The following is a 12670-nucleotide window of genomic DNA, read 5'->3' as shown; positions in this document are numbered from 1 at the left end:
GATGTCAGCCCGCATTCCGGGACGGACGCCGTCAGACGCATCCTTCGGACAATAAGACCGGCCTGAACGCTTCGCAGCGATGCGCGGCGCCTCGGCCAATCCGCCGTCGGGAATAAGCCCGGCGGCGAATACCAAGACTGGAGACCGCAATGGACCGCGCACAAAAGGCCGAGTCGATCGAGACGCTCAAGGGCGTGTTCGCCGACGCCGGCTCCGTGGTCGTGACCCACAACCTGGGTCTGACCGTTGCGGAAATGGAAGATCTGCGCGGCCGTCTTCGCAAAGAAGGCGGCGCGTTCAAGGTGGTCAAGAACCGCCTGGCGCTGAAGGCGCTCGAAGCCGAAGAAGGCAGCGGCTACCACGGCCTGTTCAAGGGCCCCGTGGGCATCGCCTATGCTGAGAACCCGGGCACGGCCGCCAAGGTCGCCACCGAGTTCGCCAAGACCAATGATCGCTTCAAGATCATCGGCGGCTTCATGGGCGAAACCGTCGTCGATCAGAAGGGTGTCGAGGCTCTCTCGAAACTCCCGACGCTCGACGAAGTCCGCGCTCAGCTCATCGGCCTGCTCAATGCGCCCGCGACCAAGGTCGCCGGCGTGCTGCAAGCGCCCGCCGGTCAGCTGGCTCGCGTGTTCAACGCCTACGCCACCAAGGAAGCCGCGTAAGCGGCGGACCCTTTCATCTCTGCATCATTCTCTGAAACCAATCCTCCGAAGGAAAACTGACAATGGCCGACCTCGCCAAGATCGTCGAAGACCTGTCCGCGCTTACCGTTCTGGAAGCCGCTGAACTCTCCAAGCTGCTGGAAGAAAAGTGGGGCGTTTCCGCCGCCGCTCCGGTCGCCATGGCCATGCCGGCCGGCGGCGGCGCCGCTGCTCCGGCTGAAGCCGCTGAAGAGCAAACCGAGTTCACCGTCGTCCTGGTCGACGGCGGCGACAAGAAGATCAACGTCATCAAGGAAGTCCGCGGCGTCCGTTCGGACCTGGGTCTGAAGGAAGCCAAGGACCTGGTCGAAGGCGCTCCGCAGAACGTCGTCGAGAACGTCTCCAAGCAACAAGCCGACGAGATCGCCAAGAAGCTGACGGAAGCCGGCGCCAAGGTCCAGATCAAGTAATCTGGGCTTCAGCATCGCTGAAATTGGAAGGCCTCGAGGGAAACCTCGGGGCCTTCTCTTTGCGAAGCGCGTCCCGCGCTTGAGGCGGGCGTCGCGTGCCGCCCCTAGCGCCGAACGGGGCGCGCGTGCGCGGCGAAGAAGCTCCACATGGCGTCATTATCGGCGACCCAGCTGTGGCCGCCGCCGGCCGTGATGCGGCCGATGACGTCGGCGCCGCCGCGGCAAGCCGTATAGCCTTCCTCATAGACGGCGGGGGACACCCAGACGGTCTGACGAAGGGCGGCGCATCCGTTCAACTGAGCCCACCGCTGCTCCGCCGCATGCATGGTATAGCTCCAGTACGGCGCGCCGCCGCCTTGGACCGGATTGGTCGCGTCGGCGTCTCCGGCGAAAGCCATCACCGGCAGCGGGCGCGACGGGCGGCAGGTGGCCGGATCGGGCTGCTCCGGCGCGTCCTTGCGCGGATTGCCGGCGCGCAGACCGACCACGGGCGCAATGGCGGCGAACCGATCCGCCGCAACGCAACCCAACCACGACGTCATCCGTCCGCCGCCCGACAGGCCGGCGGCGTAGACTCGCGTCGGGTCCACGCAGCCCTCAGACGCCAGCTGATCGATGGTCGCCGTGAGAAAGGCGACGTCGTCGGCGTCCTCAGGACCGGGAATCTTGCCGGCGATGGTCGGCACGCCCGGCACGTTCCAGACGAAGCCCCGCTCCACCGGGATGCCCGCGTCCGGCGCCACGACGATGAAGCCGTGCCGATCTGCGGTCTCGGCCATCCGAGACGAGGCGAGGATCTCGGCCCCCGTGCCGCCGCTGCCGTGCAGAACGAACACCAGGGGCGCTGGGCGGGCCGGGTCGAAACCGCGTGGCACATGGACCTGGACCTTTCGCGCTTTCGGTCCAAGAGCGATGCTGCGCGACGCGCCGGGCTGATCGAGGCCGCAATCGGCGCGGGCCTGAGCGCCAAACGCCAGCAGGCCGACGCCGACCGTCGCAATGCCGATCCAATGTTTCATTCTGGTAGACTCCGTGCGTGTTCTCAGGGTCGGGGATTGCCGCAGGCCACTAGGCCCGGCAAGCGGGGCCTTGGCGGGATCGGTTCGGTCTCCCATCTGTTACGCCTGAAAAGGAGCCCCGAACATGAAGATCCTGATGGTGCTGACGTCGCACGACGAACTCGGCGACACCGGCAAGAAGACCGGTTTCTGGCTCGAGGAGTTCGCCGCCCCATATTACGCCCTCAAAGATGCTGGCGCCGAAATCGTCCTGGCCTCGCCCAAGGGCGGACAGCCGCCGCTAGACCCCAAGAGCGACGATCCTGACGCGCAGACAGATGATACGCGCCGCTTCAAGGCGGACGAGGCGGCCCAACGCCAGCTCGCCTCGACGGTCGAGCTATCGACGGTCAAGGCCGAGGACTTCGACGCCGTCTTCTATCCCGGCGGTCACGGCCCCTTGTGGGACCTGGCCGGCGATCCCGACTCCATCGCTCTGATCGAAGCCTTCGCCAAGGCTGACAAACCGACCGGCTTCGTCTGTCATGCGCCTGGCGTGCTGAAAGCCGTGCGCGGCCCCGACGGCGAGGCGCTGGTCAACGGTCGTAAGGTGACCGGCTTCACCAACACTGAGGAAGAGGCGGTGGGCTTGACCAGCGTCGTGCCTTTCCTTGTGGAAAATGTGCTCAGCGCAAACGGCGGCGAGTATTCGCGCGGTCCGGACTGGGGCTCGCACGTCGTCGTCGACGGCAAACTGGTCACGGGTCAAAATCCGGCCTCGTCGCAAGCGGCGGCCGAGGCCCTGTTGCAACTGCTGAAGGCCTGAGCCGCCTCCGCTTGATCGTCGTCAGAGGCCGTTCAGAGCGGCCGCCAGTCGGGCCTTGAAGTCCGGCTGGTCGGCGACGTCGCCGTGGCCGGCTCGAGGGAAGACCAGGCGCTCCACCTGATTGCCCTGCGCTTGAAGTTCGCGGGCCAGGCGGCGGCTGAGGGCGGGGGGCAGGGTGTCGTCTCGACCGGCCTCCAGAACCACCACCCTGCCTTGATAGGCTCGCAGCGTCGCCGGCACGTCGATGCTGTTGAGGTTCGGCGCGACGTTTACGCGGACGAAGGGACGGGCCCAACCGACCATCGTCTCGACGGCCGCCCGCGTGCTCGGCGTCGTGGTCTCCAGAACCAGCGCGTCGGCGCCCATGTGCTGCGCCGCTTGGGCGCAGACGGGGCCGCCGAGAGAATGACCCCAGGCGATCAGCTTGCGGCCCTCGGCGTCGGCCTGGGCGCGGGCCGCGTCCGCCACGACCACCCCGGCGGCGACGAAATTCGCATAGTCCGCTTCTCCGGCCGTCTCGCCGTAGCCGGGATAGTCGAACAGGATCGCGTCGCCGAACGGCGCGAGCTTGGCGGCGGTCTTACCGGCGCCGGCGCTGCGTCTGAACAGGTTGCCGCCGCAGAACAGGATCAGCGGCGCTGCGGCCCGGCCGGTTCGCACCCGCGTCGCGCCGATCCTCCCGGCCGCGTAGCTGAGACCCAAGGACTCGGTCGGGAAGGCCATGGGGTCGTCCGGCGGCAGGGTGATCTTCTCCGCCGCCAACCGGGCGTCCGGATAGAAGAAGGCGCCTTCGGGCACATCCATTGAAAGGCAGCCGCCCAAAAGCAGTCCAGCCAAGGCGGAAGGTATGAGGCGTTTGGCCATGTCGGATGCTCCCCTTCAGGCATCCTGAAAGGGTTGGCGCGCTTGTCAATCTAAGTGTTTGCCGTCCGGGCGCGCGCGCATGCGAAAATGTAGGACCAGGGTCTTTATTTCGCCGTGGAAGCGAGTATATCTCCGCTTTCCGCAACACTCCTAAAGAGTCTGCGCGCAAGCGCCGAGGCCCGGTCCGTCGCCCTCCGACCGGAGCGAAGGCGCGGCTCCTTCCCCAGGGAGCCGGTACAATTCAGGCGTCCTGGTCCGGCAGCGGGCCGAGGGTGGACGCCGAAAACCTGGCTGCGGACGCGGAAACGCGCACCGTGGCTGCTGCATTTCGCGCGCGACTTCCCCGGGTCGCGCGCCATGGGAAACACTGAATGACTGACGTCGCCCACGATCTCGCCATCAACGGTCAGATCGCTTCCGCCACTTCGTTCACCGGCAAGAAGCGCATCCGCAAATCCTTCGGACGTATTCCCGAAGCGGTGCAGATGCCGAACCTGATCGAGGTCCAGCGCGCCTCCTACGAACAGTTCCTGCAACGCGAGGTCCGTCCGGGCCAGCGCAAGGAGCAGGGCATCGAGGCGGTCTTCAAGTCGGTGTTCCCGATCAAGGACTTCAACGAACGCGCCATCCTGGAATACGTCTCCTACGAGTTCGAAGATCCGAAGTACGACGTCGAGGAGTGCATTCAGCGCGACATGACCTATGCCGCGCCGCTGAAGGTCAAGCTGCGCCTGATCGTCTTTGAGACCGACGAGGAAACGGGAGCCCGTTCGGTCAAGGACATCAAGGAGCAGGACGTCTACATGGGCGACATCCCGCTCATGACGGACAAGGGCACCTTCATCGTCAACGGCACCGAGCGCGTGATCGTCTCGCAGATGCACCGTTCGCCGGGCGTCTTCTTCGACCACGACAAGGGCAAGACGCACAGCTCGGGCAAGCTGCTGTTCGCCGCGCGCGTCATCCCCTACCGCGGCTCCTGGCTGGACTTCGAGTTCGACGCCAAGGACGTGGTCTATGTCCGCATCGACCGCCGCCGCAAGCTGCCGGCCACGACCTTCCTGATGGGTCTGGGCATGGACGGCGAAGAGATCCTGAAGACCTTCTACGAGACCGTGCCTTACGAGAAGCGCGGCGAGGGCTGGGTCACCCCGTACAAGGCCGAGCGCTGGCGCGGCGTGAAGCCGGAGTTCGACCTGATCGACGCCGACACCGGCGAAGTGGTCGCCCAGGCCGGCCAGAAGATCAGCGCCCGCGCCGCCAAGAAGCTGGGTGAAACGGTCAAGTCGCTGTCGCTGGCGGCCGACGCCCTGGTGACCAAGTATCTGGCGAACGACGCCGTCAACTTCGAGACCGGCGAAATCTTCGCCGAGGCCGGGGACGAGCTGGACGCCGCCACCATCGCGGTGCTGGAAGAGAACGGCTTCACCACCATCGAGGTGCTCGACATCGACCACGTCACGGTCGGCGCCTATATGCGCAACACCCTGCGCATCGACAAGAACGACAACCGCGAGGACGCCCTGTTCGACGTCTATCGCGTGATGCGTCCGGGCGAGCCGCCCACCCCGGAAGCCGCCGAAGCCATGTTCAACTCGCTGTTCTTCGACAGCGAGCGCTACGACCTGTCGGCCGTGGGCCGGGTCAAGATGAACATGCGTCTGGAGACCCCCGAGGTGTCCGACGAGATCCGCGTCCTGCGCAAGGAGGACGTGCTGAAGGTGTTGCAGATCCTGGTCGGGCTGAAGGACGGCCGCGGCGAGATCGACGACATCGACAACCTGGGCAACCGCCGGGTCCGTTCGGTCGGCGAACTGCTGGAGAATCAGTACCGCGTCGGCCTGCTGCGGATGGAGCGCGCCATCAAGGAGCGCATGTCCTCGGTCGATATCGACACGGTCATGCCGCACGACCTGATCAACGCCAAGCCGGCCGCCGCGGCGGTTCGCGAATTCTTCGGCTCGTCGCAGCTGTCGCAGTTCATGGACCAGACGAACCCGCTGTCGGAAATCACCCACAAGCGTCGCCTGTCGGCGCTTGGCCCGGGCGGTCTGACGCGTGAGCGCGCGGGCTTCGAAGTCCGCGACGTCCACCCGACCCACTATGGCCGCATCTGCCCGATCGAAACGCCGGAAGGCCCGAACATCGGCCTGATCAACTCCCTGGCCACCCACGCCCGCGTCAACAAGTACGGCTTCATCGAGAGCCCGTACCGCCGCGTGAAGGACGGCAAGGCCCAGGGCGAGGTGGTCTACATCTCCGCCATGGAGGAGTCGAAGTACACGATCGCCCAGGCGAACATCGAACTGAAGGACGGGGTGATCGTCGAGGACCTGGTCCCCGGCCGGATCAACGGTGAATCCCAGCTCCTGAACAAGGACGCCGTGGACATGATGGACGTGTCGCCGAAACAGGTCGTTTCGGTCGCCGCCGCCCTGATCCCCTTCCTCGAAAACGACGACGCCAACCGCGCACTGATGGGCGCGAACATGCAGCGTCAGGCCGTGCCTCTGGTGCAGTCCGACGCGCCCCTGGTCGGCACCGGCATGGAAGCGGTCGTGGCCGTGGACTCCGGCGCCGTGGTGGTGGCCCGTCGTGACGGCGTCGTCGAACAGATCGACGGCACCCGGATCGTCGTGCGCGCCACCGGCGAGGTGGACGCCGCCCGCTCGGGCGTCGACATCTATCGCCTGTCGAAGTTCCAGCGCTCGAACCAGTCGACCTGCATCAACCAGCGCCCGATCGTGCGCGTGGGCGATGCGGTGAAGGCCGGCGACGTCATCGCCGACGGTCCGTCGACGGACCTGGGCGAACTGGCCCTGGGCCGCAACGCCCTGGTCGCCTTCATGCCCTGGAACGGCTACAACTTCGAAGACTCCATCCTGATCTCCGAGCGCATCGTGCGCGACGACGTCTTCACCTCCATCCACCTCGAGGAGTTCGAGGTGATGGCGCGGGATACGAAGCTCGGGCCGGAGGAAATCACCCGCGACATCCCCAACGTCGGCGAGGAAGCCCTGCGCAACCTCGACGAGGCGGGCATCGTGGCCATCGGCGCCGAGGTCCAGCCGGGCGACATCCTGGTCGGCAAGGTGACGCCGAAGGGTGAGTCGCCCATGACCCCGGAAGAGAAGCTGCTGCGCGCCATCTTCGGCGAGAAGGCTTCGGACGTGCGCGACACCTCCCTGCGCCTGCCGCCCGGCGTCGCCGGCACGATCGTCGACGTCCGCGTCTTCAACCGTCACGGCGTGGACAAGGACGAACGCGCCCTGGCCATCGAACGCGCCGAGATCGAACGCCTGGGCAAGGATCGCGACGACGAGCTCAAGATACTGGAGCGCAACGTCTACGGCCGTCTGAAGCCGCTGCTGCTGGGCAAGACCGCCGTGTCGGGTCCGAAGGGCATCGGTCGCGGCGATCTGACCGAAGAGAAGCTGGCCGAGGTCAGCCGCGGCCTGTGGTGGCAGATCGCCCTGGACGACGAAAAGGCCATGGGCGAGCTGGAGGCGATGAAGCGCCAGTTCGAGGACGCGCGTAAGCAACTGGACCGTCGTTTCGAAGACAAGGTCGAGAAGCTGCAACGCGGCGACGAACTGCCCCCCGGCGTGATGAAGATGGTCAAGGTCTTCGTGGCCGTGAAGCGAAAGCTTCAGCCCGGCGACAAGATGGCCGGCCGTCACGGCAACAAGGGCGTCATCTCCAAGATCCTGCCGATCGAGGACATGCCGCACCTGGAGGACGGCACCCACGTGGACGTGGTTCTGAACCCGCTGGGCGTGCCGTCGCGCATGAACATCGGCCAGATCTTCGAGACCCACCTGGGTTGGGCCGCCGCCGGCCTGGGCAAGCAGATCTCCGGTCTGCTGGAAGCCTGGCAAGCGGGTGGTCAGAAGCAGGCGCTGATTGATCGTCTGACCGAAATCTACGGCCCGGAAACCCCGCTGCCGGAAGACGAGGAAGAGCTGATCGAACTGGCGAAGAACCTGTCCAAGGGCGTGCCCTTCGCGACTCCGGTCTTCGACGGCGCGCACATCGGCGACATCGAGCGTCTGCTGGAAGAGGCCGGCCTGCACAAGTCGGCCCAGTCGATCCTGTACGACGGTCAGACCGGCGAGCAGTTCAAGCGTCCGGTCACGGTCGGCTACATCTATATGCTGAAGCTGCACCACCTGGTCGACGACAAGATCCACGCCCGCTCGATCGGCCCGTACTCGCTGGTCACCCAGCAGCCGCTGGGCGGCAAGGCGCAGTTCGGCGGTCAGCGCTTCGGGGAAATGGAGGTCTGGGCTCTGGAAGCCTACGGCGCCGCCTACACCCTGCAGGAGATGCTGACGGTGAAGTCCGACGACGTGGCCGGCCGGACCAAGGTCTACGAGGCCATCGTCCGCGGCGACGACAGCTTCGAGGCCGGCATTCCCGAGAGCTTCAACGTGCTCATCAAGGAAATGCGTTCGCTGGGTCTGAACGTGGAGCTGGAGAACAGCTGAGGCGCGTAGCGCCTCAGAGTGGCGAGTAATGAGTGGCGAGTGGCGAGTGAAGAAATTCAGCGTCGCCCTTGCCCTTCTTCCTCGCCACTCACCACTCGCCACTCGCCACTAAGTTTTTCGCGGTCTCCGACCGCAGCAAGGAACCCAAGATGAACCAGGAAGTCCTGAACATCTTCAACCCGGTCCCGGTCACCCCGACCTTCGACCAGATCAAGATCGCCCTGGCCTCGCCGGAGAAGATCCGCTCGTGGTCGTTCGGCGAGATCAAGAAGCCGGAAACCATCAACTACCGCACGTTCAAGCCCGAGCGTGACGGCCTGTTCTGCGCCCGTATCTTTGGCCCGACCAAGGACTACGAATGCCTGTGCGGCAAGTACAAGCGCATGAAGTACAAGGGCATCATCTGCGAGAAGTGCGGCGTCGAGGTCACCCTGGCCCGCGTTCGCCGCGAGCGGATGGGCCACATCGACCTGGCCGCGCCGGTCGCCCACATCTGGTTCCTGAAGTCGCTGCCCAGCCGCATCTCGCTGATGCTGGACATGGCGCTGAAGGACGTCGAGCGCGTCCTGTATTTCGAGAACTACATCGTCACCGAGCCGGGCCTGACCCCGCTGAAGCAGAACCAACTGCTGACGGAAGACGAGTTCTATCGCTACCAGGAAGAATACGGCGACGACGGCTTCACCGCCGAGATCGGCGCGGAGGCCGTCCGCAACCTGCTGATGGGCATCGACCTGAACGCCGAGGCCGAGAAGCACCGCGCCGAACTGGCCGACAATCCGTCGGAAATGAAGGCCAAGAAGGCGTCCAAGCGCCTGAAGCTGATCGAAGCCTTCCTGGAATCGGGCAACAAGCCCGAGTGGATGATCCTCACCATCGTGCCGGTCATCCCGCCGGAACTGCGCCCTCTGGTGCCGCTGGACGGCGGTCGTTTCGCGACCTCCGACCTGAACGACCTGTATCGCCGGGTCATCAACCGGAACAACCGTCTGAAGCGCCTGATGGAGCTGCGGGCGCCGGACATCATCATCCGTAACGAAAAGCGGATGCTGCAGGAGTCCGTCGACGCCCTGTTCGACAACGGCCGTCGCGGCCGCGTGATCACGGGCGCCAACAAGCGGCCCCTCAAGTCGCTGGCCGACATGCTGAAGGGCAAGCAGGGCCGCTTCCGTCAGAACCTGCTGGGCAAGCGCGTCGACTATTCGGGCCGTTCGGTGATCACCGTGGGTCCGGAACTGAAGCTGCACGAGTGCGGTCTGCCCAAGAAGATGGCGCTGGAGCTGTTCAAGCCCTTCATCTACGCGCGTCTGGACGCCAAGGGCCTGTCGGGCACCGTCAAACAGTCCAAGCGCATGGTGGAGCGCGAACAGCCGGCCGTCTGGGACATTCTGGACGAGGTGATCCGCGAGCACCCGGTGCTGCTGAACCGGGCCCCGACCCTGCACCGCCTGGGCATCCAGGCGTTCGAGCCCAAGCTGATCGAGGGCAAGGCCATCCGCCTGCACCCCCTGGTCTGCACCGCCTTCAACGCCGACTTCGACGGCGACCAGATGGCCGTTCACGTCCCGCTGAGCCTTGAGGCCCAGTTGGAAGCGCGCGTCCTGATGATGTCGACCAACAACATCCTGTCGCCCGCCAACGGCAAGCCGATTATCGTGCCGTCGCAGGACATCGTCCTGGGCCTGTACTATCTGTCGCTGGTCAAGGACGGCGAGCCCGGTGAAGGCAAGCTGTTCGCCAACATCGGCGAGATCGACGCGGCGCTCGACGCCAAGGTCGTGACCCTGCACAGCCGCATCAAGGCGCGCTGGACCGAGCTGGACGCCGAGGGCAAGGAGGTGACCAAGGTCATCGACACCACGCCGGGCCGGATGAAGCTGGCCGCCCTGCTGCCGCGCAACCCGAACGTCGGCTATCGCCTGCTCGAGAAGAACCTGACCAAGAAGGAGATCGGGAACCTGATCGACGTGGTCTATCGCCACTGCGGTCAGAAGGCGACGGTCATCTTCGCCGACCAGATGATGGGCCTGGGCTTCCGCGAGGCCGCCAAGGCGGGCATCTCGTTCGGCAAGGACGACATCGTCATTCCGGCGAAGAAGGCCGAGCTGGTCGCCGAAACCCGCACCCAGGTCGAGGAGTACGAACAACAGTACGCCGACGGCCTGATCACGCGCGGCGAGAAGTACAACAAGGTCGTCGACGCCTGGGCCAAGGCCACGGACCGGATCGCCGACGCCATGATGGGCGAGATCGCGCAGCCGCGCGTGCTGATCGAGGGCGAAAACCCCGACATCAACTCGGTCTATATGATGGCCAACTCCGGCGCCCGTGGTTCGCAGGCCCAGATGAAGCAACTGGGCGGCATGCGCGGCCTGATGGCCAAGCCTTCCGGCGAGATCATCGAGACGCCGATCACCTCGAACTTCAAGGAGGGCCTGACCGTCCTTGAATACTTCAACTCGACCCACGGCGCCCGTAAGGGTCTGGCCGACACCGCGCTGAAAACCGCCAACTCGGGTTATCTGACCCGTCGTCTGGTGGACGTGGCGCAGGACTCGATCGTCACCGAGCAGGACTGCGGCTCGACCCGGGGCATCACCCTGCGTGCGGTGATGGAGGGCGGCGACGTCCTGGTCTCGCTGGGACAGCGCGTCCTGGGCCGTTATGCGGCCGAGGACATCAAGGAGCCGGGCACGGACACGGTCCTGTTCCCCGCCGACACCTATCTGGTCGAGGAAGTCGTCGAGGCCATCGAGGCCGCCGGTGTCCAGTCGGTGAAGGTGCGTTCGGCCCTGACCTGCGAAGCCGAGGCCGGCATCTGCGCCCACTGCTACGGCCGTGACCTGGCGCGCGGCACCAACGTCAATATCGGCGAAGCGGTCGGCGTTATCGCCGCCCAGTCGATCGGCGAGCCGGGCACCCAGCTGACCATGCGGACTTTCCACATCGGCGGCACGGCCCAGGTGGCGGAAACCTCCTTCATGGAGGCGACCAACGCCGGTACGGCCAAGGTCACCGGCCCGACCGTCGTTGCGGCCCACGGCGACCTGGTGGCCATGAGCCGCAACGTCATCGTGACCGTGGTCGTGGACGGCAAGGACCGCGAGACGCACAAGGCCCCTTACGGCGCCCGCATCCGCGTCAAGGACGGCGATCCGGTCAAGAAGGGCCAACGCCTGGCCGAGTGGGACCCCTACACCACCCCGATCCTGACGGAAGTCGGCGGCGTGGTGCGCTTCGAGGACCTGGTCGAGGGCCTGTCGGTCAAGGAAGAGACCGACGAAGCCACCGGCATCGCCCAGCGCGTCGTCAGCGACTGGCGCGCCAGCCCGCGCGGTTCGGACCTGCGTCCGGCCATGGGCATCACCCTGGGCGACGCCTACGCCAAGCTGTCGTCGGGCTCCGACGCCCGCTATCTGCTGCCCGTCGGCGCGGTTCTGTCCGTGGCGAACGGCGACGAGGTCAAGCCGGGCGAGATCATCGCCCGCGTTCCGACCGAAGGCGCCAAGACCCGCGATATCACCGGCGGTCTGCCGCGCGTCGCCGAACTGTTCGAAGCCCGTCGTCCGAAGGACTGCGCCGTCATCGCCGAGATGGACGGTCGCGTGGAGTTCGGTCGCGACTACAAGAACAAGCGCCGCATCAAGATCACGCCGGAGCCCAACGCCGACGGCGTCCAGGGCGAACCCGTCGAGTTCCTGATCCCGAAGGGCAAGCACATCTCCGTCCACGACGGCGATCTGATCCAGAAGGGCGACTACATCATCGACGGCAACCCGGACCCGCACGATCTGCTGCGCATCCAGGGCGTCGAGGCTCTGGCCGAGTACCTGGTGAACGAAGTGCAGGAGGTCTATCGACTGCAGGGCGTGCCGATCAACGACAAGCACATCGAAGTCATCGTGCGTCAGATGCTGCAGAAGGTCGAGGTGATCGACGCCGGTGAAACCACCCTGATCCGCGGCGACACCGTCGAGGTGGCCGAGGCGGCTCTGGAGAACGCCAAGGTCGAGAAGCGCGGCGGTCGTCCGGCCATCACCCAGCCGGTTCTGCTGGGCATCACCAAGGCGTCGCTGCAGACCCGCAGCTTCATCTCGGCGGCCTCTTTCCAGGAGACTACGCGCGTCCTCACCGAGGCTTCGGTCCACGGCAAGAAGGACATGCTGGAAGGCCTGAAGGAGAACGTCATCGTCGGCCGCCTGATCCCGGCGGGCACGGGCGCCTATCTGCGCTCGCTGCAGAAGATCGCCAACGAGCGCGACGCCGAACTGACCCAGGCCCGCGAAGACGCGATCGAGCCCCTGCCGGCCGATCTGCAACTGGAGCTGGAGAGCAGCGAAGGCTGATCTCCGGGTTCGGATTTGATGAACTGAAGAGGGCG

7 protein-coding genes are annotated in these 12670 nt (G+C 65.7%); 5 read left to right on the top strand and 2 right to left on the bottom strand.

What is annotated here, in order from left to right; genetic code table 11:
• The first annotated feature begins 149 nt into the window (after positions 1-149).
• Together rplJ and rplL are read left to right on the top strand one after the other, a co-directional pair.
• Complete coding sequence (gene rplJ, locus ACW178_RS11420) at positions 150-665, top strand: 50S ribosomal protein L10 (protein ID WP_492024583.1); 516 nt, start codon at positions 150-152, stop codon at positions 663-665.
• 62 nt (positions 666-727) lie between these two features.
• A complete protein-coding gene (gene rplL, locus ACW178_RS11415; protein WP_152950534.1) occupies positions 728-1114 on the top strand; it encodes a 50S ribosomal protein L7/L12 in 387 nt (128 codons plus the stop codon).
• 104 nt (positions 1115-1218) lie between these two features.
• On the opposite strand, the gene ACW178_RS11410 is transcribed toward rplL, so the two are convergent.
• On the bottom strand, positions 1219-2133 hold the full coding sequence (locus ACW178_RS11410; RefSeq protein WP_492024582.1) for a CE1 family esterase: 915 nt from the start codon (positions 2131-2133) through the stop codon (positions 1219-1221).
• Between the two features lie 124 nt (positions 2134-2257).
• Here ACW178_RS11410 and ACW178_RS11405 point away from each other — a divergent pair, with 124 nt between their 5' ends.
• Complete coding sequence (locus ACW178_RS11405) at positions 2258-2938, top strand: type 1 glutamine amidotransferase domain-containing protein (RefSeq protein ID WP_287104320.1); 681 nt, start codon at positions 2258-2260, stop codon at positions 2936-2938.
• A 21-nt stretch (positions 2939-2959) separates the two neighbouring features.
• Here the strand turns inward: ACW178_RS11405 and ACW178_RS11400 are convergent, their stop codons facing one another.
• Entirely contained in the window at positions 2960-3802 is an 843-nt protein-coding gene (locus ACW178_RS11400) for an alpha/beta fold hydrolase (protein WP_287104322.1), read from the bottom strand.
• Positions 3803-4173: 371 nt separating this feature from the next.
• Between ACW178_RS11400 and rpoB the strand changes: the two genes are divergently transcribed.
• On the top strand, positions 4174-8289 hold the full coding sequence (rpoB, locus tag ACW178_RS11395; RefSeq protein WP_287104323.1) for a DNA-directed RNA polymerase subunit beta: 4116 nt from the start codon (positions 4174-4176) through the stop codon (positions 8287-8289).
• A gap of 149 nt (positions 8290-8438) precedes the next feature.
• The gene (rpoC, locus tag ACW178_RS11390) at positions 8439-12635 is read left to right on the top strand and encodes a DNA-directed RNA polymerase subunit beta' (RefSeq protein WP_182714532.1); all 4197 of its coding nucleotides are present in this window, start codon (positions 8439-8441) and stop codon (positions 12633-12635) included.
• The last annotated feature ends 35 nt before the right edge of the window (positions 12636-12670 follow it).

The organism is Brevundimonas sp. AVps4 (genome assembly GCF_058681525.1).
This window is presented reverse-complemented; position numbering and strand designations above follow the sequence as displayed.

Coding starts and splice junctions, on each gene's coding strand:
- ACW178_RS11405 (WP_287104320.1), top strand. CDS start 2,258: ATGAAGATCCTGATGGTGCTGACGTCGCACGACGAACTCGGCGACACC.
- rpoC (WP_182714532.1), top strand. CDS start 8,439: ATGAACCAGGAAGTCCTGAACATCTTCAACCCGGTCCCGGTCACCCCG.
- rplL (WP_152950534.1), top strand. CDS start 728: ATGGCCGACCTCGCCAAGATCGTCGAAGACCTGTCCGCGCTTACCGTT.
- ACW178_RS11410 (WP_492024582.1), bottom strand. CDS start 2,133: ATGAAACATTGGATCGGCATTGCGACGGTCGGCGTCGGCCTGCTGGCG.
- rpoB (WP_287104323.1), top strand. CDS start 4,174: ATGACTGACGTCGCCCACGATCTCGCCATCAACGGTCAGATCGCTTCC.
- rplJ (WP_492024583.1), top strand. CDS start 150: ATGGACCGCGCACAAAAGGCCGAGTCGATCGAGACGCTCAAGGGCGTG.
- ACW178_RS11400 (WP_287104322.1), bottom strand. CDS start 3,802: ATGGCCAAACGCCTCATACCTTCCGCCTTGGCTGGACTGCTTTTGGGC.